Below are 22,270 nucleotides of genomic sequence, written 5' to 3' on the forward strand. Positions count from 1 at the left end.
ACGGACCCAGGGACGCGACCCCGGCGCCCCCCGTCCGGACCCCACCGGTCCGGACGGCGGGCGCCGTCGTGTGCCGTCAGGTCAGGGGGACGCCGACGCGGGAGAGGTCGTCGGCGAGGTGCGCGGTGTCGTTGAACCGGCGGACGCTGCAGCGGTCCCCGGCGAGGACCACCTGCGACAGCGAGGCGTTGCGACCGGTCAGGAAGGCGAACGGCGGCGCGCCCGTGGCCAGGGCGAGGGCCTGGGCGACGACCCCGCCGTGCGTGAAGACGGCGACCCGCTCGCCCGGGTGCGCGGCTCCGATCCGCTGCAGCGCGGCGCGGACCCGGGCGGTGAGGGACGCCGCCGGCTCCGCGCCGGGGATGAGGTCCCAGCGCTGCTCGGCCACGACCCGCGCGGCCACCGGGTCCCCCTGGGCCAGGCGCTGCAGGACCAGCCCGTCCTCCCACTCGCCGAGGTGCAGCTCGCGCAGGTCGGGCTCGACCCGGGGCAGGAGGCCGGTGGCCTCGAGCAGCGGCTGCGCGGTCTCCAGCGTGCGGCGCAGCGTCGACACGTAGACGGCGTCGACGCCGACGTCGCGCAGCCGCCGTCCCACCGCCTCCGCCTGCGTGCGGCCGAGCGGCGACAGCGGCGGGTCGCCCTGCCCGTCCTCGAGCCGCGCGTGGGGGTGGTCGGGGTGCGCGGGCACGACCTCGCCGTGGCGGACGAGGAGCACGTCGGTGCTGGGGTCGCGGTGCTCTGCGGGCACCGGGTCATCCTGCCCGGACGGCCGCACCGGCGCTCCTCGATTCCCCCGACACCGGACGGCCACCCCTCCTCCCACGCCGGGCCTGCCAGGCGTGGGAGGAGGGGTGGTCCTCCCTCACGGGGCGCTGGCGTGCCGCTCGGCCTGGGCGGTCAGCTCGGCGCCCAGCGCCACGGGGGACCAGTCCTCCTGCAGCGCCCGCCAGACCAGCTCGGCCTGCGTCTCGGGGGCCAGGCCGCCGATCGGCTGGTCGCGGTCGAGGTTGGTCGGGAAGGCGTAGCCCTCGGCCGAGGCGGCGACGACGTTGCGCAGGGTCCGCTCGTTCCCGCCGGCCGCCTTCCAGGCGCGCAGCACCGGGTGGAGCGCGCGGCACATCGCCGTCCGGTCGACGGACTCCATCGCCCGGCCGAACGCCGAGGAGACCTGCAGCAGGTTGGCCATGCGCCGCACGTCGGCCGACCGGTTGGTGCCCGCGCCGTGGAACAGCGCCGGGTTGAAGAACGCCGCGTCGCCCTTGCGCAGCGGCAGCTGGACGAAGTGCGCGTCGAAGTACGCGGTGAACTCCGGCCGGTGGAAGGCGACGTACCCGGGGGCGTACTTCTGCGAGTGCGGCAGGTACATCGTCGGCCCGGTCTCCACCGGCATGTCGCAGTGGGCGACCGCCCCCTGCAGGGTCATGACGGGGGAGAGCCGGTGCACGTGGGCGGGGTAGGCCAGCGCCTGCTCCTCGGACATGAAGCCGAGGTGGTAGTCGCGGTGGGCGACCTGGGCCCTGCCGCCGGGGTTGACCACGTTGACCTGGCTCGTGAGCTGGTAGCCCCGACCCAGCCAGGCCTCGGAGACCAGGGCGATCACGTCGTTGGCGTAGTAGGCGGCGAAGGCCTCCGGGTCGCGGACGGCGAACTTGTCCAGCGCGCCCCACACCCGGTCGTTGGCGCCGGGCGTGGCGAAGTGGTCGCCGCCGACGACGCCGGCCGCCTTCTGCTCGTCGATCATCGCCTGGAAGACGGCGGTGGCCCGGTCGACCACGGAGGTGTCGGGGAAGGCGCCGGCGAAGACGACGATCCCCGGGCCGTTCGCGAGCGCGCGGGCCAGCTCGGCCTGCACGTCCCGGCGTCCCTCGGGGGTGGTGACGGAGTCGCGCAGCCGCGACCCGTAGACCAGGACGTTCTCCCGGACCTCGTCGGCGTGCGGGTAGTCGGCCAGGTCGGTGGTCGTCTCGACCACCGCGCGGAAGTCCTCGAGGCGGCAGTCCTCCGCGGTGAACCAGCCGGGAGCGGTGCGGGCGGTGGCCGGTGCGGCCATGGCGTCGTCCTTCCTGTGCGGGGTGGGGATGCCGTCGAGCGTGACGGGCCGGTGCGGGGCCCACAAGGCCGCCGATCCCTCAAGAACCCCTCACCCGGCGGGCCTCAGAACTCCTCCCAGACGTCGGGGTACTGCCCGTTGACCCGGGTGCCGTCGGCGAGCGCGGCGATGCCGGCCAGGTCCTCGTCGGACAGCGCGAAGCCGAAGACGTCGAGGTTCTCGACCAGCCGGCCGCGGGAGGACGCCTTGGGGAAGGTCACCAGCCCCTGCTGCACGTGCCAGCGCAGCACCACCTGCGCCGGGGTCCGCCCGTGCCGGCGGCCGATCTCGGCGAGCACCGGCTGCCGCAGCAGCTCCCCACCGTTGGCCAGCGGCGACCAGGACTCGGTGACGATCCCGCGACGGGCGTCGTCGGCGCGCTGCGCGAGCTGCGGCTCCCGCGGGTGGCACTCGATCTGGTTGACCGCCGGCACCGTCGAGGAGGCGGCGGCGAGCCGGTCGAGGTGCTCGGGCAGGAAGTTGGACACCCCGATGGCCCGGGTCAACCCCTCGGCCAGCAGCTCCTCCATCGCCAGCCACGACTCGACGTAGCGGTCGAGCCGGGGGAGCGGCCAGTGGATGAGGTAGAGGTCGACGTGGTCGAGCCCGAGCCGGTCCAGGCTCGACCGCAGCGCCTGCTTCGCCGAGTCGTGCCCCTGCTCCCGGCCGCGCAGCTTGGTGGAGACGAACACCTCCTCGCGCGGGAGGCCCGAGTCGGCGATGGCCTGCCCGACCCCGCGCTCGTTCTCGTAGCTGGCGGCGGTGTCGACGAAGCGGTAGCCGACCTCCAGCGCCTCGCCGACGATCCGCCGCGTCTCCTCGTCGGGGAGCCGGGCGGTGCCCAGCCCCAGCTGGGGGATCGCGACACCGTTGTTCAGCAGGACGTCCGGGACCGTGGCCATGCCGCCAGCCTCGTGAGCGGCCGAGCGTCGCGTCAACCCCTCGCAGATCCCTCAAGGACCCCTCACACTGTCGCCGTGCCGCACCCCTACCCGATCCGCGAGATCGCCCGTCAGGCCGGTCTGTCCGAGGCGACCGTCGACCGCGTCCTCAACCGGCGCGGCGGGGTGCGGCAGAGCACCGTGCAGGAGGTGCACCGCGCCATCGCCGACCTGGACCGGCAGCGCTCGCAGGTGCGGCTGACCGGGCGGACGTTCTTCCTCGACCTGGTGGTCGACGCGCCCGACCGGTTCTCCGCCGCGGTCCGGGCGGCCCTGGAGTCGCAGCTGCCGCTGGTCCGGCCGGCGACGTTCCGGGCGCGGTTCCACCTGGCCGACGCCCCTCCCGTTCCCCAGCTGGCGGCCACGCTCGACGGGATCGCGCGGCGCGGGTCGCAGGGCGTCGTCCTGAAGGCCCCCGACTCCCCGCTGGTCGTCGGTGCGGTCGAGCGGCTGGCCGAGGCCGGGATCCCCGTGGTCACGCTGGTCACCGACCTGCCGACCAGCCGCCGGGTCGCCTACGTCGGCCTGGACAACCGGGCGGCGGGGGCCACCGCGGCGTACCTGCTGGACCAGTGGCTGCCCGACGACGCCGCCGTCCTCGTCACCCGCGGGACCGGCACCTTCCGCGGCGAGGACGACCGGGAGATGGGCTTCCGGGCGACCACCCGGTCGCTGCGCCCCGGCCGGCGACAGGTCGACCTGGTGGACGCGACCGGGGAGGACGACGTGCTGCGCGGGCTGGTCCGGGACGCCCTCGCCGCCGACCCGGGCATCGCCGGCGTCTACTCGATGTACGCCGCCGGCGGCAACGCCGCGACCGTCGCGGCCTTCGCCGACGCCGGGCGGGCCTGCCGCGCGTTCGTCGCCCACGACCTGGACGCCGAGAACCTCGCGCTGCTGCGGGCGGGGCGGCTGTCCGCGGTGCTGCACCACGACCTCGCCCTGGACCTGCGCCGCGCCTGCCACGTGGTCATGCAGGCCCACGGCGCGCTGCCGGGCACCCCGCGGTCCTGGCACTCGGGGGTCCAGGTGGTCACGCCGTACAACGTCCCCGCCGAGGCCCTGAGGGCTTCTTGAGGGCCCTCCGTCGTTGACCTGCCCCTCGCGGAGCCCGGAACCTGGACCGACGCGGACCGGACGGGGCGCAGCGGAGTGGAGGAGGGCGTCGTGGGGCTGGACGTCGGGGTCATCGGGGTCGGCATGATCGGCCAGGAGCACGTCCGCCGGCTCGACGGCGGCCCCGGGGCCAGCCGGGTGGTGGCGGTGGCCGACGCGGACGCCGAGCGCGCCGCGGCCGTGGCCGCGCAGCTGCCGGCCGCCAAGGCCCTGCCCAGCGGCGAGGAGCTGATCGCGTCCGACGCGGTCGACGCCGTCGTCGTCACCTCCTGGGGGCCGACCCACGAGCCGTACGTGCTGGCCTCCATCGCCGCCGGCAAGCCGGTGTTCTGCGAGAAGCCGCTGGCTCCCACGCAGGAGGCCTGCCGGCGGATCGTGGAGGCGGAGGTCGCTGCCGGCCGCCGCCTGGTCCAGGTCGGCTTCAACCGCCGCTACGACCCCGCGCACCGGGCCCTCAAGCGGGCCGTGGACGACGGCGCGATCGGCGCGCCGCTGCTCGTGCACTGCGCGCACCGCAACGCCTCGGTGCCGCCGCACTACACCCGCGACATGTCGATCGCCGACACCGCGATCCACGAGATCGACGAGCTGCGCTGGCTGCTCGGGACCGAGATCGCCGCCGTGCAGGTCCTGACGCCGCGCAAGAGCAGTCGCGGCGGCGAGCTGCAGGACCCGCTGCTGGTGCTGTTCGAGATGGCCGACGGCGTGCTCGTCGACGTCGAGGTGTCGGTCAACGTCCACTACGGCTACGAGATCCGCTGCGAGGTGTCCGGGGAGACCGGCACCGTCGAGCTGGCCGAGCCCGCGCCGGTGACCATCCGCCGCGAGGGCACGGTCGCCGGGCTGGTCCCGGGCGACTGGCGGGAGCGCTTCGCCCTCTCCTACGACGTCGAGCTGCGCGAGTGGGTCGACGCCGTCGCCGGCGGGCGGCCGCCGCAGGGGCCCAGCGCCTGGGACGGCCACGTCGCGCAGGTCGTCTCCGATGCGGCGCTGCAGTCCCTGCGCACCGGGAGCCGCGTGGCGGTGGAGCTCCCCGAGCAGCCGGCCCTGTACCGGTGACGACGGACGCGACCGGGCCGCTGCGGATCGGGGTGCTCGGGGCCGCCCGCATCGCCGAGCGGGCCATCGCCGCCCCCGCGCGGGCCACCGGCAACCGGCTGGTCGCGATCGCCGCCCGGGACCGCACCCGGGCCGAGGAGTTCGCCCGCACGCACGGCGTCGAGCGCGTGCTGCCCTCGTACGCGGACGTCCTCGCCGACCCGGAGGTGGAGGTCGTCTACGACCCGCTGCCCAACGCGCTGCACGGCCCGTGGAACCTGGCCGCGATCGAGGCCGGCAAGCACGTGCTGTCCGAGAAGCCGTTCGCCTCCAACGCGGAGGAGGCCGTCGACGTCCGCGACGCCGCCCGGCGCGCGGGCGTCACGGTCGTGGAGGGGTTCCACCACCTCCACCACCCGGTGATGCGCCGCATGCTGGAGCTGGTGGACACCGGGGAGCTCGGCGACGTCGTCGCCGTCGAGGCCACCATCGCCATGCTCCCGCCGGACGACGGCGACCCCCGCTGGTCGCTCGAGCTCGCCGGCGGCGCGCTCATGGACCTCGGCTGCTACGGCCTGCACGCCCTGCGCAGCCTGGCGCCGTGGACCGGCGGGGAACCGGAGCCGGACGCCGCGCGGGCCGGCGAGCGCGCCGGGGCCCCGGGCGTCGACGAGTGGCTCGACGCCGACCTGCACTTCCCATCCGGGGCGACCGCGACGGTGCGCTGCAGCATGGTGCACCCGGAGCGGGACTTCTCGCTGCGCATCGTCGGCACCCGCGGGGAGGCGACGGCGCCGGCGTTCGTCGAGCCGCACCGGGACGACCGCGTGCTCGTGCGCACCCCCGCCGGAGAGCGAACCGAGCACCTGGGCACCCGGTCGTCGTACACCTACCAGCTGGAGGCGTTCGCGGCCGCGTTGCGGGGCGGCCCACCGGTCCTGACCGGTCCCGACGACGCGGTCGCGACCATGACGCTGATCGACCGGTGCTACCGGCTGGCCGGGCTGCCGCCTCGGCCCCGCGCGGCGGGTGAGCCGCACCGGGCCGGGGTGTGACCCGCCGCTACAGCTTGTCGGCGGCGGCCTGCAGGTTCTCGGCGGCGAGGGTCAGGCCCTCCAGGCGGTCGTACGCGGCGTCCTCGTGCTCGATGTTGACCGCCATGTCCGGGTCGACCTCGGCCAGCGCGCGCAGGAACTCGGTCCACCAGTCGACGTCGTGGCCCACACCGACGGCGACGAACCGCCACGCCGGGTCCTCCGGCCACGCGCTGCACCAGGAGCCGTAGCCGGTCGGGACCCTGCCCGGGGCGTCGGCGGGTACCCGCGTGAACGAGGTGTCGAGGACGCCGCGGATGCCGACCCCCGGGGTGATCATCGCGTCCTTGGCCGCCGCGTGGAACACCAGCGGACCGAGGTCGCGGATGCAGGCGACGACGTCCATGCCCTGCCACATGAGGTGCGAGGGGTCCATCTCGGCGCCGACGTTGGTCGCACCGATGGTGTCGACCAGTCGGCGCAGGGTCACCGGCGAGAACACCAGGTTGTGCGGGTGCATCTCGATGGCCACCCGGACGTCGTGGGCGCGGGCGAGGGCGTCGATCTCCGTCCAGAACTCCGCGGCCACGCCCCACTGGTAGTCCAGGACGTCCAGGTAGACGCCGTCCCACGGGTTGACCACCCAGGACGGGTACCTCGCGCCGGGGTCCGAGCCGGGCGTGCCCGACATCGTCACGACGTTGCGCACGCCCAGCAGCCCGGCGAGCTCGATGGTGCGGCGCAGGTCGTCGGCGTGCTTGGGGCCGACGCCGGGCAGCGGGTTGAGCGGGTTGCCGTTGCAGTTGAGCCCGGTCAGCTCCATCCCGCGGGCGGCGAAGGTCTCCAGGTAGTCCCGCCGGGCCCGCTCGGAGGACAGCAGCAGGTCGACGTGGCAGTGCGGTGAGGGGATGAAGCCGCCGGTGTTGACCTCGACGGAGGTCAGGCCGTCGGCCTGGAGCACGTCGAGGGCCTCGGCCAGCGGACGGTCGTGCAGGCAGGCGGTGTAGGCGCCCAGCTTGAGGGACATCGGGGATCGGCCTCCGGTCGGCGGGGTCAGTGGGTGGGGATGCCGACAGCGGCGCCGTCGGACCGCACGACGGCCCGGAGGCCCTCACCGAGGACGGTGTCCACCTGGCGGTACGCGGCGGCGGAGCTGCGGCCGGCCATCTCGGGGCCGACCACCGCCACGGACAGGGGCTGCTGGGACATGGCCGTCCTCCCGGGACACGGAGCTCGATGGGGCGGGGGATCCCCGCCGGCGTGGCACGCTGCGCGCGGTGGTCGGCTCGCCCGACGGCGCTTGAAGCGCTTCAATAATGGATGGCGTCGATCACAGCAGCGGACCGTGGTGGTGTCAAGGGAGCGGGGTGGTCCGACCTGAGCAGCGAGGAGCAGGTGCGTCGTCCCCGGCTGCAGGACGTCGCCACCGAGGCGGGGGTCTCGCCGGCGACGGTGTCCCTCGTGCTGCGCGGCTCCCCGGGGCCGAGCAGCGGAACCCGCGAGCGCGTGCTGGACGCCGCGGCCCGGCTGGGGTACCGGCCCGACCGCGCCGCGAGCCTGCTGGCCCGCAGGCGCAGCCGGCTGATCGGCGTCGTGATGGACGTCCGCAGCACGTTCCACGCCCGACTGGTCGAGGACGTCCACGAGGCGGCCGAGGAGCACGGGTACGACCTGGTCCTGAGCACGGTCACCCGCACCCGGGACGAGGGACGGGCAGTGGAGACGCTGCTCGACTCGCGGTGCGAGGCCCTGGTCCTGCTGGGGCCGAACGCGCCCGCCGCCCGGCTGAGCGCGCTGGCCCGGCAGCTGCCGGTGGTCGCCGTCGGGCGCCCGGTGTCGGCCGACGGCGTCGACGTCGTCCGGGCTGCCGACGACGAGGGTGTGGCGCAGGCCGTGGAGCACCTGGCCGGTCTCGGGCACCGGCGCATCGCCCACGTCGACGGCGGTCGCGGACCGATCGCCACCGCGCGGCGGCGCGGCTACGAGCGGGCGATGCGCCGCCGGGGACTGGGGGAGCACCTGCAGGTCGTGGGCGGGGACCCGGGGGAGGAGTCGGGCGCCCGCGCGGCGCGCACCCTGCTCGGGTCGGACGTCCGCCCGACGGCGGTGGTCACCTACAACGACGCCTCCGCGGTGGGCCTGCTCGACGCCCTGCTGCGCCGCGGGGTCGACGTGCCGGGGGAGGTCTCCGTCGTCGGCTACGACGACAGCCCGCTCTCCCGGCTGGCCCACATCGACCTGACCACCGTCAGCCAGGACTCCGCGCAGCTGACCCGGCTGGCGGTCGCGGCGGTGGTCGAGCGGCTGGACGGGGGTCGCACGGAGCAGCGCGAGGTGGTCGTCCCCCCGCACCTCGTCGTCCGGGGGACGACGGGTCCGCCGACCTCGTCCTGACCGCCCCTTGACGGTGACGCGCACCACCCGTCACCCTGGCGTTTGAAGCGCTTCAAAGCGCCCGGCGCGCCGGCACCGTCGCGCCGTCCTGGCCACCTCACGCGACCGCGGAGACCGACATGACCACCGCCCCGACCGCGATGGAGTACGACCCCTTCAGCCCGGAGTTCCAGGCCGACCCGTACCCCGTGTACCGGTGGATGCGGGAGGAGGCGCCGGTCTTCTACAGCGAGAAGTGGAACTGGTGGGCGCTGTCCCGGTTCGAGGACGTCCGGGCTGCCGCCACCGATGCGGACACCTTCCTCAGCTACGAGGGCATCGACATCGACGACACCGCCAAGGACCAGAGCGGCCCCGGGTTCCTGCCCGACATCGACAACCCCCGCCACGACCAGGTGCGTGCGGTCATCCAGCCGCACTTCCTGCCGCGTCGCATCGCCGAGAAGGAGGGAGCCGTCCGCGACGTCGTCCGCCGGCTCGTGGCGCGGTGGCGGGACCGGGGCGCGGTCGACCTCGCCCAGGAGCTGGCCTGGCCGATGCCCAACGAGGTCTTCTTCACCGTGCTCGGGCTGCCGAGTGCGGAGGAGGAGGGCCGCGCACAGCTCGACCGCTGGGTGCACGAGCTCAAGGACCGCCGTCCCGACGACCCCCGGCTCACCCCGGTCGCCCGGGCCGCCACCGAGGGCATCCAGCGCTACTTCGTCGGCCTGCTCGAGGACCGGCGCGCGCACCCGCGGGACGACGTCGTCAGCGCCCTCGTGCGGGCGGAGATCGACGGCCGGCCGTTCGCCGACGAACACCTCACGCCGGCGTCGGAGGTCCTCGGACTGATGATGGTGCTCTTCCTCGGCGGGGTGGAGAGCACCGCGGGGCTGACCGGCTCCCTGTTCAAGCTGCTCGCCGAGAACCCCGACCAGCGGGAGCTGCTCCGCCGGGACCCGTCGCTGATCCCGGACGCCGTCGAGGAGACCATCCGCCACTCGAGCCCGCTGCAGCTGGTCGGCCGGACCACCTCGCGGGAGGTCACCCTGCACGGGGTGACCATCCCCGAGGGTGGCCGGGTGGTGTTGGTCTACGGCGCGGCCAACCGCGACGAGCGCCAGTTCCCCGACCCCGACCGCTTCGGCGTGACCCGGGGGCGGATGCGGCACCTCGGCTTCGGAGAGGGCCGGCACGGGTGCCTCGGCGCTCCGCTCGCCCGGCTCGAGGCCAAGGTCGCCCTGGAGGAGGCGCTCCCGGTGCTGGGCGACTACACGCTCGCCGGGTCGCCGAGGCGCTACAAGACCACGCCGAACATGTACGTCTGGGACCGCCTGCCGCTGTCCTTCGCCGTCTCCCCGGGGGCCCGGCGGGGGAACGGCCACCCGGCGCACGTGGAGACCGTGCAGCACCGGACGACGTCGGTGACGGTGGTGGCCAGCGAGTTCGAGGCCGACGTCCGCGTCGAGGACAAGCGCCAGGTGGCCGACGGAGTGGTCACCCTGGCGCTGAGACGGCTCGACGACACCCCCCTGCCGCCGTGGGAGCCGGGCGCGCACGTCGACCTGCTGCTCGACGACCCCGCACTGGAGGGGGCCCCCACCCGGCAGTACTCGCTGTGCGGGGACCCGGCCGACCACCACGTGTGGCGGGTGGGCGTCCTGCGGGAACCGGAGAGCCGGGGCACCTCCTCCCACGTCCACGAGCGGCTGCGGCCCGGGGACGTGGTGCGGGTGCGCGGGCCGCGCAACAACTTCCCGCTGGTCGACTCGCCCCGCTACCTGTTCATCGCCGGCGGCATCGGCATCACGCCGATCCTGCCGATGATCCGCGCCGCGGAGGCCGCCGGCGCGGACTGGCGGCTCGTCTACGGCGGCCGGCGGCGGGCCTCGATGGCCTTCCTCGACGAGCTGGCGGAGTACGGCGACCGGGTGACCGTCCGCCCGCAGGACGAGACCGGGTTGCTCGACCTCGACGGGCTGCTGGGCACGCCGCAGGCGGGCACCCGCGTGTACTGCTGCGGCCCGGAGCCGCTGCTGGCCGCCGTCGAGCAGCGGTGCGCCGCCTGGCCGGCCGGTGCGTTGCACGTCGAGCGGTTCGCGGCCAGGCCGTTGACCGAGCCGGTGCGGTCGGAGGCGTTCGAGGTCGTCCTCGAGCAGAGCGAGCTGACCCTCACCGTGCCGCCGGACCGCTCGATCCTGTCGGTCGTCGAGGAGGCCGGGATCGGGGTGCTGTCCTCCTGCACGGAGGGCACGTGCGGCACCTGCGAGACCGCCGTCCTCGCAGGCAGGCCCGACCACCGGGACTCGGTCCTCAGCGACGAGGAGAGGGAGGCGAACGACTGCATGATGATCTGCGTCTCCCGCGCCCGGGACGACCGCCTGGTCCTGGATCTGTAGTCGGCCCTGTCACCGCCCAGCGCGGCCACTTCCGCGGGGACGGCCGCTTCAGCGAGGCGGGGCGGTGGTGCTCCGGACGACGAGCCGGGGCGGGACCACGAGCTCGCGCTGCGCGACGGGGACCCCGTCCAGCCGGTCGAGGGCCCGCCGCACGGCGAGCGCGGTCAGCCGCTCGACGTCCTGGGCGACGGAGGTGAGGTCGACGGACGACAGCCGGGCGATCCGGCTGTCGTCGTACCCGACCACGCTCACGTCCCCGGGCACGGTGCGCCCCGCCCGGCGGAGGACGTCGAGCAGGCCCAGGGCACACCGGTCGTTGAAGACCGTGACCGCACCGGGCAGGGGCCCGGCCAGGAGGGTGCGCGCCGCGGCGGCGCCGTCGTCCTCGGTGAGCCCGCCGGGCAGGACGCGTGGGGTGAGGCCGTGCCGGCGGACTGCCTCGCGGTAGCCCCGCCGACGCTCGGCGGCGCCCGGTGCCCGACCGCCGTCGACGTGCACCACGTTCCGGTGGCCGAGCCCGACCAGGTGGTCCAGCGCCAGGTGCAGGCCCTCGTCGTCGGCGGTCCGGACGACGTCGACCGCGGCGGACCGCACGGACCGGGCGACGACCACCACGGGCAGGCGGGTGGCGAGGTCGGTCAGGTGCGCGGTGGGCGACGAGGGCCCGAGCAGCACCAGCGCCTCGCAGCGGTCCCGCAGCAGGCTGTCCACCGCTCGCTGCTCGCCGCGTCCCGGCGTGACGGCGCTCAGCGCCAGCTCGTACCCGGCCTTCTCGGCGACGTCGTAGAGCCCGGCCAGCAGGTCGCCGTGGAAGGCGTGCTGGACCCCGAAGACGACGCCGAGCAGCCGGCTGCGCGAGCTGCGCAGCAGGCGGGCGCGGCTGTCGGGTCGGTAGCCGATCGCGTCCGCGGCCCGGCGCACCCGCTCCCGCGTCGCGGCGCTTGCTCCGGGTGCGTCGCGCATGACGATCGACACGAGGGCGGTGGAGACGCCGGCGCGGGCGGCGACGTCGGCCAGTGTCGGCCTCCGGTCGGGGCCCGTCTGCGTCACCGGTCGAGCGTAGCCCGACGGCTAGAACGTTATAGCCGCCTTCCCTTGACGGGGCAGGATGACCGGCAGCACCCTGATGTCGGCCTAGAACGTTCTAGAGAAGGAGTCGGCATGACGAACGGGACCGTGGGGGTGGCCCTGGTCGGGTCGGGCCGGATGGGCGCCTTCCACGCGGAGACGCTCGCCCTGCGGCTCCCGCACGCGCGCCTGGCCGCCGTGGCCGACCCCGCACCGGGTGCCGCTGAACGGCTGACCGGCGCGCTCGGTGCCGGCCGGGCGTACACCGACGTGGCGCAGCTGTGGGACGACCCCGACGTCGACGCGGTCGTCATCGCCGCGCCGGCCCGGTCGCACGCCGACCTGGTGGTGGCCGCCGCGGGCGCCGGGAGGCACGTCTTCTGCGAGAAGCCGATGGCGGTCACCCTCCCGGACGCCGACCGCGCGATCGACGCGGCCCGCGCCGCGGGCGTGGTCCTGCAGGTCGGGTTCAACCGCCGGTTCGCCGCCGACTGGCGGGGCGCCCGCGCGCTGCTGGACGCCGGCACGCTGGGCACCCCGCGGCTGCTGCGTTCGCTCACCCGCGACCCCGGCGGCTTCGACCCCGCGCGCGTGCTGCCGGACACGATCTTCCTCGAGACGCTCATCCACGACTTCGACACCCTGCGCTTCCTGCACCCCGGCGCCGAGGCGGTCGAGGTGTACGCCGCGGCCGACGCGCTGGTCGAACCGGGCTGGCGGGACCGCGGCCTGCTGGACACCGCGGTGGTCACGGTCCGCTTCGACGACGGCGCGATGGCGGTGGCCGAGGCGTGCTTCGAGGCGTCCTACGGCTACGACGTCCGCGGCGAGGTGCTCGGCTCCGGCGGCATGGCGACCATGGGCGACGGGAGGCGCACCGGCCTGGCCTTCTCCGGGCCCGCCGGCCGGCTGGTCGAGACGGTCCGGGGCGACCAGGAGCTGTTCCCCGGCGCGTACACCGCCGAGCTGGCCGCCTTCGTCGAGGCCGTCCGCGCCGGTACCCCGGCCCCGGTGACCGGGGAGGACGCCCGCGCCGCGCTGGCCATCGCGCTCGCGGCCGCGGAGTCGGTGCGCACCGGCCGCCCGGTGCGGATCGACGAGGTGCAGAAGTGACGTACCGCCTGGCCGCCTCGGCGGAGATGCTCTTCCTCGACCTGCCGTTCGCCGAGCGGGTGCGGCGGATCGCCGACCTCGGCTTCGAGGTCGAGATCTGGGACTGGACGGCGAAGGACGTCGACGGGCTGGCCGCCAGCGGCGCGACCTTCTCCTCGATGACCGGCTACGTCACCGGCACCCTGGCCGACCCCGACGGCGCCGCGGAGCTGCTGCGCACGGCCGAGCAGTCCCTCGCCGTCGCCGAGCGGCTGGACTGCCCGCGGCTGAACGTGCACGGGACCGGCCTCGACGGCCGGGGCCTGCCCGTCGTCCCCACCGAGGTGGTGACCCCGGCGATGTGGCTCGCCGCCGCCCGCACGCTGGAGCGGCTGGCCGCGCTGGGGGAGCGGGCCGGGCGGGTCTTCACCCTGGAGAACCTCAACACCGCCGTCGACCACCCGGGCACGCCGTTCGCCCGCGCCGCCGACACGATCGCGCTGGTGGAGGCGGTGGGCAGCCCGCACCTGCGGCTCAACCTCGACCTGTACCACGCCCAGATCGGCGAGGGGAACCTGGTCGAGCTGGTGCAGCGGGCGCTGCCGCTGGTGGGGGAGGTCCAGGTGGCCGACGTCCCCGGCCGGTGCGAGCCGGGCACGGGCGAGATCTCCCACTCGGCGGTCGCCGCCGCCCTGGCGCGGCTCGGCTACGACGGCGTCGTCGCCCTGGAGGGCTGGGCGTCGGGCGACTCGGCCGTGGCGCTCGACCGCTTCCGCGCCGCGTACACCCCGGCCACCGCTACCCCGGCCGCCTGACCCCGCCGCCTTCGGCCCCGGTCAGGCGCTGCCGGCCTCTCGCGGGGTGCTGGGGATGGCCGCCTCTGCAGCTGGTGCAGGGGGAGCGGCCGGAGGCGTGTCCCGGGGCAGGATCGCCGGCGGTCGCACCGGGACGGTGCGGTCGGCGTCCGCCTCCTGCCGCGCCGTGTCGAGGGCGATGATCCGGTTGCCGCGGTTGTGGGACAGCCACAGCGCGCGGGCCCACGTGTAGATGGCGCCGAGCCGGTTGCCCCAGCCGACCAGGTACAGCACGTGGATGAAGATCCACATGACGTAGGCCGGGAAGCCGGTCACCTTCACCCCGAAGGCGTCGGCGACCGCCGAGCGGTAGCCGATCGTGGCCATGGTGCCCTTGTCGAAGTACGTGAACGGCGGCGTCTGCCGGCCGGCGAGCCGGTCCTTGATGACCCGGGCGACGTACTTGCCCTCCTGGATGGCCGGCTGGGCCACCCCGGGGAGCTTGTCGAGCGAGGCCATGTCGCCGATCGCGAAGACCTCGGGATGGCCGGGCACGGTGCAGTCGGGACCCACCGGGATCCGGCCGGCCCGGTCGGTCTCGACGCCGGCCTCCTCGGCGAGCAGCCGGGCCAGCGGGGACGCCTGGACCCCGGCGGCCCAGATGCGGGTGCGCGTGCGGATCGTCTCCCGCCCGTCCGGTCCCTCGACCGTGATGGACTCGTGGTCCATGTCGACGGCCAGGGTGTTCAGCCGCACCTCCACACCCATCTCCTCCAGGCGCCGCTGGGTGTAGGCCTGGAGCTTGGGCGCGAAGGGGGGCAGGACGGCCCCGGCCCCCTCCAGCAGGATGATCCGCGCCTGGCGCGTGTCCGCGGAGCGGTAGTCCCGCGGCAGGACCGTGTGGGCCAGCTCCGCGATCTGCCCGACGAGCTCGACGCCCGTCGGCCCGGCCCCGACCACCACGAACGTCAGCCACTCCGCCCGCTCGGCGGGGTCGGTGGCGATCTCGGCCATCTCGAACTTGGCCAGGATCCCGTCGCGCAGGTACCGGGCGTCCTCGATGGTCTTCATGCCCGGCGCGTACTCGGCGAGCTGGTCCTTGCCGAAGTAGGAGTGCGTCGCCCCGGCCGCGACGACGAGGGTGTCGTACGGCAGGTCGAGCTCCCGTCCGTCCGGTGCCCGCGCGACGACCACCCGGCGGTCCAGGTCGAGGTCCTGCACGTCGGCCAGCAGCACGCGGGCGTTGCGCTCCCGCTTGACCACGCTGCGCAGCGCCGGCGCGATGAGCCCCGGGGGCAGGATGCCCGTCGCCACCTGGTACAGCAGCGGTTGGAAGAGGTGGTGGTTGGCCCGGTCGACCAGTGTCACGTCGACGTCGGCGCCGTCGAGCGCGCGGGTGACGTTGAGCCCGGCGAAGCCGCCCCCCACGACGACGACCCGGTGCCTCCCGGTCGTGTGTGCTCCCATGGCGCCACCCCCTCGTGCCGGGCCGGTGGGGGCCTCGGGACCCTCCTCGGCCGCCGGCTCGTCGTGTCCCGCGGTGGACCCCGGCGGGTGTTCCCCCCGGCGGCGGACCGGCCCGGAGTCTAGGGCGTCGGCCCCCCGGCCAGCACCCGGCGGCGACCGGAGCCTCCAGGCGCGCGCGGACCGCGCGGTCCGGATCGCCTCTCGACTAAGTCCTAATGTCCTGACATAGTCGTGGTGACGTTCGCCACGGACGTTCGCCACGGACGTCCGCCACGCCGGCTCACCTGCCACCCACGGAGGGTCCGCCATGCCGCTGGTCCGCATCGACGTCGTCGAGGGACGCCGCACCGCCGCTGAGCTGCGCCTCCTCGCCGACACCGTCCAGGAGGTCGTGCTGGACGCCTTCGCCGCGCCGCCCGGGGACCGCTACCAGGTGGTCACCGAGCACCGTCCAGGACAGCTCATCTGCGAGGACACCGGACTGGGCATCGAGCGCACCGACGACCTCGTGGTCCTGCAGGTGTTCCAGCAGGGGCGCTCCGAGGAGCAGAAGCGGGCCCTGTACGCGGGCCTGGCGCGGCGGCTCGAGGAGGCCACCGGACTGGCGCCCAGCGACCTGGTCGTCTCCGTCGCCACGAACACCCGCGAGGACTGGTCCTTCGGTCTGGGACGGGCCCAGTTCCTCGAGGGCGACCTCTGACAGAGGACCCCGTCCTCCCCACCCCTCGCAGGCTCGCGGCGGTGCCCCGCCGGGGGCCGCCCTCCCGTTCCCGCCGTCCCGTCCCCTCGGAGGAGCACGTGTCTGCACGGACGCCGTCGAGCGCGCCGACGTCCGGCACCGTCCCCGGGGGCGGCGTCCGCTCAGCCGACGTCCCCCCGGGACAGCGGCCCGGCGCCCTGTCCGGCCGGCGACCGCCGGGCGATGCGCAGGCGCTGTCCCGCCGTCACGGCGGCGCGCCGCGCCCGGGAGGGGTCGGCGGCCCGCCGCACCGGCGACCGGTCGACCGCGCCGATCTCGTCCACCATCCGGTCGATGGTCGCCAGCAGGGTCGAGTTGAGCTCCCAGAGACCGGAGTGGCTGCGCGGGTCGCCGATCAGCAGGTCCTGCATCAGCGCCCGTCCGCTGCGCAGCGCCTCCAGGGCCCCGGCCAGCCGGTCGGCTCCGGTGCCGTCCCGGACTGCTCCGCCGTCCCGGGCACCCTCGGCGTCGTCGCGCGCCTCGGTGACCAGCACGCGACCGAACTCGCGGACCACGGTGCCCATGCGTTCGAGGAGGCTCGCCACGGTGCGGCGGACGATGTCGGCGTACCCGGGGTCCTCCTCGACGCCGGTGCGTTCCCGCGTGGCGTCGTCGATCGCCCGGAACAGGGTGCGCAGCGACACGGAGGCGTGCTCGAGGGCGTCCAGGCCGGTCCGCGTCCCCCCGCCCACCGGTGGGACCCGCAGAGCGCGGACGTTGAGCCGGCGGCTCTCCTCGGCGTGGGCCAGCGCCCGGTCGACCCGCGGGGCGTGCCGGTTGAGCCGGCGGGCGTCCTCCAGCCAGCGGGTCGACTGCTCCGGCGTCACGGGGCCGGCGCGCAGAGTCGACGCCGCGTCGTGCAGGAGGCGCGCGATCTCGTCGGCGAACCTCTCCAGGGCCTGCGTCGCGTACCGGGTCTGCACCGCCGGCGGGAAGACCACGTTGACCAGCACGCCGACGGCCGCCCCGATGAGCGTCTCGACCACGCGGCCGGCGCCGACGGACTCCGTGCCCGACGCGCCGAGCACCAGCATGGCGCTGATCGGGACCTCCACCAGGTGCGGACCCAGGCGGAGCAGCTGACCGACCAGGATCGACGCCGCGACCAGCGCCGCCAGGCTCCACCAGGTCAGCCCGACGACGGCGGCGAACAGCACCGCCAGGGCCACTCCGGACACGACGCTCAGCACCCGCTGGACACCGTTGACCAGGGTGCTGCTCAGCGTGGCCTGCACCACCAGCAGGGCGGTGAGCGCGGCGATCAGGGGCGGCGGGGTGTGCAGCCCGGCCGCCTGTGCGACGAGGAAGGCGGCGACCGTCGCCCCCGTCATGCGGGCCGCACGGAAGGCGGCCGTGCGGCCCCGCCCGCGGACCAGGAGGACCAGTGCGGCGGCGCGGCCTCGGACGGGTCGCCCGACCCGTCGGCGCCAGGGAGTCACCGGTCCATCCTCGGTGGTGCAGGGGGCTGCGGCGCCCCGGCTCGCCGCGGGGGAACCGCGCCGCACGGGCAGCCGGGGGTCGGGCCGTGACCGCCCCGGGACCGCGCCGCGGGGCGCCCGACCGGCGGGCCTGGATCCTGACCACGCTGCGGACCGTCGGCTTCCTGTCCGTCGCCGACCTGGCCCGGCAGCTCAGGGTCTCCCAGATGACGATCCGGCGGGACCTGCACGACCTGCAGACGACCGGCCGCGTGCGGCTGGTCCACGGCGGGGCCAGCCTCGCTCCGCGCGAACTGCGGCGGGCCGCGTTCCCGGAGGCCGAGCACACCGAGGACCAGGAGCGGGTCGCGCAGCACGCCGCCGGCCTGGTCGGCAGCCGGGACACCGTCGCCGTCGACGCTGGCCCGATGGGCGTGGCGATCGCCCGGGCCCTGCCGGGGCCCTTCACCGGCTGCGTGATCACCCACTCGATGCCCGCGCTGGCGTTCCTCACCCGGGAGCGCGCGGGGCGGGTGGTCGCGCTGGGCGGCGAGTACCTCCCGGCCCGTTCGGCCTTCGTGGGGCCGACGACGGAGACCGCGCTCGCCCAGCTGCGGGCACGGACCTTCTTCGTGTCGCCGGCCGCCGTCGACTCCCGCGGCCTGTACGCGCAGTCGCCGGCGGAGGCCAGCGTGCAGCGCCGGCTCATGGAGATCGCCGACGACGTCGTCCTCGTCGTCACCCACGAGGTGTTCGGGACCTCCGCGCCGGCACTCACCGGGGCGCTGGACCGGCTGACGGCGGTGGTCTGCGACCGCCGGCCACCCGCCGGGCTCGAGGCCGCGCTGGAACGGGTGGGGGTGGTCGCTCATGTCGTCGGCTCCTGAGCGCTCGGGCCCGACCACCACTCGTCGCCGGGTCCTCTTCCGGCGTCGCGCGCCCTGAACCGGGATGTGCGACATGCACCCGCGAATGTGCGATCCCGAACACGCACGCGTCTTGCAACCCGCCATTCTGCCCGCTTAGCGTCGCCGATCGAAGAACGGCGGGAACTGGGCGTGCCACCGCTCTGTCAGTCATTCCGCATCCCAGGCCGTATCCGGCCTGATCCCGAGAAGAGGCGCCAATGTCGGCGATGCACTCCTCCCACGGCGGCCACTCCGGCGGGACGTCCGCCGGTGCGCAGCGCTCACCTGCGAACAACCGTTTCCTCATCAAGCTGACCGTCATCTCCACGCTCGGCGGCCTGCTGTTCGGCTACGACACCGGGGTCATCTCCGGTGCCCTGCTGTACATGGGCGAGGACCTGAACCTGACCCCGCTCAGCGAGGCGGTCGTGGTCAGCTCCCTGCTGTTCCCGGGGGCCGCGTTCGGTGCCCTCCTCGGCGGCAAGCTCGCCGACGCCCTCGGCCGCAAGGGCAGCCTGCTGGTCTGCGCGGGGCTGTTCCTGTTCGGTGCGCTGATCTGCGCGATCGCGCCCAACGTGGTGGTCATGACCATCGGCCGGATCCTGCTCGGCTTCGGCGTCGGTGCCGCCGCGGTGACCTGCCCGCTCTACCTGGCCGAGATGGCGCCCGTCGACCGGCGGGGGCGCATGGTGACGATCAACGAGCTGATGATCGTGACCGGCCAGTTCCTCGCCTTCGCCATGAACGCGCTGCTGGACGCGATCATCCACGACCCGCACGTCTGGCGGTGGATGCTCGGCGTCGCGACGGTCCCCGCGGTGGCCCTGTTCGTCGGGATGTTCTTCCTCCCGGACTCGCCCCGCTGGTACGCCGTGCGCGGGCGGCTCGACCAGAGCCGGCGCGTCCTCGAGCTCGGCCGTGCCCCGGCGGAGGCGGCCGAGGAGTACACCATCATCGCCTCGCACGCCCAGCGTGACGTCAGCGAGGACAAGGGCGCGGCCATGCGCGACCTGCGGGCCTACCCGTGGATGCGCCGGATCCTGTGGATCGGCTGCGGCCTGGCCACCATCCAGCAGGCGACCGGCATCAACACGGTGAACTACTACGCGCCGACCATCCTCGAGTCGACCGGCCTCGGGGCGAGCGCATCGCTGATCCTGACCATCACCGTCGGGGTCGTGGCGATCATCGGGACCATCCTGGGCATCGTCCTCATCGGGCGGCACAACCGCCGACCGCTGCTGCTCACCGGGTTCACGGGGGTCGCGGCCGGGCACGCCGTCCTCGCCCTGTCGTTCCTGCTCCCCGAGTCGGCGTTCCGGAGCTATCTGATCCTGGCGGCGATGCTGCTGGTCGTCTTCTTCGTGCAAACGTTCATCGGCACGCTGGTGTGGCTGCTGCTCTCCGAGATCTTCCCGATGACGATCCGGGGCTTCGCGATGGGGATCGCGGTGTTCGTGCTCTGGACGGTGAACGCGGCGATCTCCTTCGCGTTCCCGCCGCTGGTCGCCGCGCTGGGCGCGACCCCGACCTTCGGGCTCTTCGCGCTGATCAACGTCGGTTCGTGGCTCTTCGCCAAGAAGTTCGCCCCCGAGACCCGCGGCCGCACGCTCGAGGAGCTCGAGGACGACTTCCGGACGCACGACGCCGCGCACCTCGTCCACGAGGCCCCGGCCGGCGTCCGGGGCGGCTGAGCACCCCGGCCCCGCCGGCGCCCGCCACCCCCGGTCCTCCCCGGGGGTGGCGGGCGCCGGCGCGTCCGGGGCCGGTCAGACCACCCGGGGGAAGGGGCGGACGACGAGCCGCTCCTCCACCGACCGGCCGTCGAGCACCAGCCGCGCGCGCCAGACGCCGGAGCTCTGCAGCGGCGTGACGGGGTCGCCGGCCACCATCCGCCGGAAGGCCTCCCTGGCCTCCTCGGGTGTCGGGTGGGCCTCCCACCGCGGCGTCCGCTGCAGCGGGCCCAGGCACTCGATGCGGTGCGGGTGCCGGGCGTCGTCCGGAGGCGGCACCGGCTCCTCCGGGACGACGGCGGACAGCCGTGGCCGTCCCAGGACGTACTTGCCGTTGCGCCGGACGCCGAGCCAGTCGTAGGTGCCGGTGGCCAGCTCGGCCCACAGCACCTCCGGCTTCCGGCACTGCTCGAGGACCGGGTACAGCTGCTGGCCGAGCTCCACCTGGGGGTGCGACCGCTGGTCCGCCATGGCTCTCCCTCCAGACACGATCATGGCGCGGTGACCACCCCGGGAGCCCGGACGGTGGTCACCGCGCCATGATCGCGGTGCGGTGCGTGGACTAGGCGTTCTGCGGGAAGCCGAGGTTCAGGCCGCCGTGGCTGGGGTCGAGCCAGCGGCTGGTGATGACCTTGCCCCGGGTGAAGAAGTGCACGCCCTCGGCCCCGTGGGCGTGCGTGTCGCCGAAGAGGCTGTTCTTCCAGCCGCCGAAGGAGTAGTAGGCCATCGGCACCGGGATGGGCACGTTGATGCCGATCATCCCGACCTGCACCTCGTGCTGGAACCGCCGGGCGGCGCCGCCGTCGTTGGTGAAGATGGCGGTGCCGTTGCCGTACTCGTTGCGGTTGATCAACTCGACGGCGTGCTCGTAGGTGTCCACCCGCAGCACCGAGAGCACCGGGCCGAAGATCTCGTCCCGGTAGACGCTCATGCCCGGTTCGACGTGGTCGATCAGGGTCGGACCGAGCCAGAACCCGTCCTCGGCACCGTCGGGCTGCACCCGGCGGCCGTCGACGACGAGCTTGGCGCCCTCCTCCTCACCGGCGGCGACGTAGGACTCGACCCGGTCGCGGTGCCGCTTGCTGATCAGCGGGCCCATGTCGCAGCCCTTGCGACCGTCGCCGGTGCGCAGGGTGTGGGTCCGCTCGGCGATGCGGGCGACCAGGTCGTCGCCCACCCCGCCGACGGCGACCACCGCGCTGATCGCCATGCACCGCTCGCCGGCCGAGCCGAACCCGGAGTTCACCGCGGCGTCGGCGGCGAGGTCCAGGTCGGCGTCGGGCAGCACGACCATGTGGTTCTTCGCCCCGCCCAGGGCCTGCACCCGCTTGCCGGCCCTCGTGCCGGTCTCGTAGACGTACTGGGCGATCGCGGTGGACCCGACGAAGGACACCGACTGGATGTCGGGGTGCTCCAGCAGCCGGTCGACGGCGACCTTGTCGCCCTGGACGACGTTGAAGACGCCGTCGGGCAGCCCGGCCTCCTTCCACAGCTCGGCCATCCACAGCGACGCCGAGGGGTCCTGCTCGCTGGGCTTGAGGACGACGGTGTTGCCGGTGGCGATCGCGATGGGGAAGAACCACATCGGCACCATCGCCGGGAAGTTGAACGGGCTGATGATCGCGACCGGCCCGAGCGGCTGGCGCACCGAGTGCACGTCGACGTTGGTCGAGGCGTTCTCGGTGAACCCGCCGCGGACCAGCGAGGGCACGCCGCAGGCGTACTCCACGACCTCCTGGCCGCGGGAGACCTCGCCGAGGGCGTCGTCGAGGACCTTGCCGTGCTCGGCGGTGATGATCGCGGCCAGCTCGGGCTTGCGGGCGTTGAGCAGCTCGCGGAAGCGGAACAGCACCGCGGTGCGCTTGGCCAGCGAGGTGTCGCGCCAGCCCGGGAAGGCGGCCGAGGCGGCGGCGACCGCGGTGTCGACCTCCTCGACGCTGGCCAGCGCGACCTCGCCGATGACCTCACCGGTCGCCGAGTCGGTCACCTCTCCGGTGCGGCCACTGGCGCCCTCGCGGCGGGCGCCCTCGATCCAGTGCGGGATGTGCGGGGGCATGGTGG

The 22,270-nt window shown here is 74.7% G+C and carries 20 protein-coding genes; 10 read left to right on the top strand and 10 right to left on the bottom strand.

Annotation, left to right across the window (positions count from 1 at the left end):
* Nucleotides 1-76: 76 nt before the first annotated feature.
* From ACI79G_RS17245 to ACI79G_RS17255, 3 genes are all read right to left on the bottom strand, one after another.
* Complete coding sequence (locus ACI79G_RS17245) at nt 77-748, bottom strand: histidine phosphatase family protein (protein ID WP_456882342.1); 672 nt, start codon at nt 746-748, stop codon at nt 77-79.
* 114 nt (nt 749-862) lie between these two features.
* Entirely contained in the window at nt 863-2,050 is a 1,188-nt protein-coding gene (locus tag ACI79G_RS17250; protein ID WP_456882343.1) for a phytanoyl-CoA dioxygenase family protein, read from the bottom strand.
* Nucleotides 2,051-2,154: 104 nt separating this feature from the next.
* A complete protein-coding gene (locus ACI79G_RS17255) occupies nt 2,155-2,991 on the bottom strand; it encodes an aldo/keto reductase (RefSeq protein WP_456882344.1) in 837 nt (278 codons plus the stop codon).
* A gap of 75 nt (nt 2,992-3,066) precedes the next feature.
* On the opposite strand from ACI79G_RS17255, the gene ACI79G_RS17260 reads away from it, so the two are divergent.
* The 3 genes from ACI79G_RS17260 (at nt 3,067) to ACI79G_RS17270 (ending at nt 6,239) form a co-directional block, all read left to right on the top strand.
* The gene (locus ACI79G_RS17260) at nt 3,067-4,107 is read left to right on the top strand and encodes a LacI family DNA-binding transcriptional regulator (protein ID WP_456882345.1); all 1,041 of its coding nucleotides are present in this window, start codon (nt 3,067-3,069) and stop codon (nt 4,105-4,107) included.
* Between the two features lie 90 nt (nt 4,108-4,197).
* On the top strand, nt 4,198-5,205 hold the full coding sequence (locus ACI79G_RS17265) for a Gfo/Idh/MocA family oxidoreductase (RefSeq protein WP_456882346.1): 1,008 nt from the start codon (nt 4,198-4,200) through the stop codon (nt 5,203-5,205).
* The gene (locus ACI79G_RS17270; protein WP_456882347.1) at nt 5,202-6,239 is read left to right on the top strand and encodes a Gfo/Idh/MocA family protein; all 1,038 of its coding nucleotides are present in this window, start codon (nt 5,202-5,204) and stop codon (nt 6,237-6,239) included. The genes ACI79G_RS17265 and ACI79G_RS17270 overlap by 4 nt, the downstream gene beginning before the upstream one ends.
* A 7-nt stretch (nt 6,240-6,246) precedes the next feature.
* On the opposite strand, the gene ACI79G_RS17275 is transcribed toward ACI79G_RS17270, so the two are convergent.
* Nucleotides 6,247-7,245: a sugar phosphate isomerase/epimerase family protein gene (locus ACI79G_RS17275; protein ID WP_456882348.1), complete on the bottom strand. Its 999-nt coding sequence runs from the start codon at nt 7,243-7,245 to the stop codon at nt 6,247-6,249.
* A 26-nt stretch (nt 7,246-7,271) separates the two neighbouring features.
* Nucleotides 7,272-7,427, bottom strand: coding sequence for a hypothetical protein (locus ACI79G_RS17280; protein WP_456882349.1), 156 nt, complete (start codon nt 7,425-7,427; stop codon nt 7,272-7,274).
* Between the two features lie 186 nt (nt 7,428-7,613).
* Here ACI79G_RS17280 and ACI79G_RS17285 point away from each other — a divergent pair, with 186 nt between their 5' ends.
* Both ACI79G_RS17285 and ACI79G_RS17290 read left to right on the top strand, forming a co-directional pair.
* Nucleotides 7,614-8,612 carry a LacI family DNA-binding transcriptional regulator gene (locus ACI79G_RS17285; RefSeq protein WP_456882350.1) on the top strand — a complete coding sequence of 333 codons (999 nt, stop codon included), beginning with the start codon at nt 7,614-7,616 and terminating at the stop codon, nt 8,610-8,612.
* Between the two features lie 119 nt (nt 8,613-8,731).
* Complete coding sequence (locus ACI79G_RS17290; protein ID WP_456882351.1) at nt 8,732-10,990, top strand: cytochrome P450/oxidoreductase; 2,259 nt, start codon at nt 8,732-8,734, stop codon at nt 10,988-10,990.
* Between the two features lie 48 nt (nt 10,991-11,038).
* Here the strand turns inward: ACI79G_RS17290 and ACI79G_RS17295 are convergent, their stop codons facing one another.
* Nucleotides 11,039-12,040 (bottom strand): LacI family DNA-binding transcriptional regulator, encoded by a 1,002-nt coding sequence (locus ACI79G_RS17295; RefSeq protein ID WP_456882352.1) that lies wholly within the window; start codon nt 12,038-12,040, stop codon nt 11,039-11,041.
* Between the two features lie 111 nt (nt 12,041-12,151).
* On the opposite strand from ACI79G_RS17295, the gene ACI79G_RS17300 reads away from it, so the two are divergent.
* Nucleotides 12,152-13,171 carry a Gfo/Idh/MocA family oxidoreductase gene (locus tag ACI79G_RS17300; protein WP_456882353.1) on the top strand — a complete coding sequence of 340 codons (1,020 nt, stop codon included), beginning with the start codon at nt 12,152-12,154 and terminating at the stop codon, nt 13,169-13,171.
* Nucleotides 13,168-13,965, top strand: coding sequence for a TIM barrel protein (locus ACI79G_RS17305; RefSeq protein ID WP_456882354.1), 798 nt, complete (start codon nt 13,168-13,170; stop codon nt 13,963-13,965). Before ACI79G_RS17300 ends, ACI79G_RS17305 begins: the two co-directional genes overlap by 4 nt.
* Before the next feature lie 21 nt (nt 13,966-13,986).
* On the opposite strand, the gene ACI79G_RS17310 is transcribed toward ACI79G_RS17305, so the two are convergent.
* Nucleotides 13,987-15,411, bottom strand: coding sequence for an NAD(P)/FAD-dependent oxidoreductase (locus ACI79G_RS17310; RefSeq protein WP_456882355.1), 1,425 nt, complete (start codon nt 15,409-15,411; stop codon nt 13,987-13,989).
* 307 nt (nt 15,412-15,718) lie between these two features.
* Between ACI79G_RS17310 and ACI79G_RS17315 the strand changes: the two genes are divergently transcribed.
* Complete coding sequence (locus ACI79G_RS17315) at nt 15,719-16,111, top strand: tautomerase family protein (RefSeq protein WP_456882356.1); 393 nt, start codon at nt 15,719-15,721, stop codon at nt 16,109-16,111.
* 161 nt (nt 16,112-16,272) lie between these two features.
* Here ACI79G_RS17315 and ACI79G_RS17320 read toward each other — a convergent pair whose 3' ends face one another.
* Nucleotides 16,273-17,481: an FUSC family protein gene (locus tag ACI79G_RS17320; protein ID WP_456882357.1), complete on the bottom strand. Its 1,209-nt coding sequence runs from the start codon at nt 17,479-17,481 to the stop codon at nt 16,273-16,275.
* 194 nt (nt 17,482-17,675) lie between these two features.
* Here ACI79G_RS17320 and ACI79G_RS17325 point away from each other — a divergent pair, with 194 nt between their 5' ends.
* Entirely contained in the window at nt 17,676-18,455 is a 780-nt protein-coding gene (locus tag ACI79G_RS17325; protein ID WP_456882358.1) for a DeoR/GlpR family DNA-binding transcription regulator, read from the top strand.
* Nucleotides 18,456-18,703: 248 nt separating this feature from the next.
* Complete coding sequence (locus ACI79G_RS17330; protein WP_456882359.1) at nt 18,704-20,170, top strand: sugar porter family MFS transporter; 1,467 nt, start codon at nt 18,704-18,706, stop codon at nt 20,168-20,170.
* A gap of 75 nt (nt 20,171-20,245) precedes the next feature.
* On the opposite strand, the gene ACI79G_RS17335 is transcribed toward ACI79G_RS17330, so the two are convergent.
* Together ACI79G_RS17335 and ACI79G_RS17340 are read right to left on the bottom strand one after the other, a co-directional pair.
* Nucleotides 20,246-20,680, bottom strand: a complete 435-nt coding sequence (locus ACI79G_RS17335; RefSeq protein WP_456882360.1) for a hypothetical protein — start codon at nt 20,678-20,680, stop codon at nt 20,246-20,248.
* A gap of 91 nt (nt 20,681-20,771) precedes the next feature.
* Nucleotides 20,772-22,265, bottom strand: a complete 1,494-nt coding sequence (locus tag ACI79G_RS17340) for a CoA-acylating methylmalonate-semialdehyde dehydrogenase (protein ID WP_456882361.1) — start codon at nt 22,263-22,265, stop codon at nt 20,772-20,774.
* Between the last annotated feature and the right edge of the window lie 5 nt (nt 22,266-22,270).

The sequence above is a fragment of the Geodermatophilus sp. SYSU D00779 genome (genome assembly GCF_054050595.1).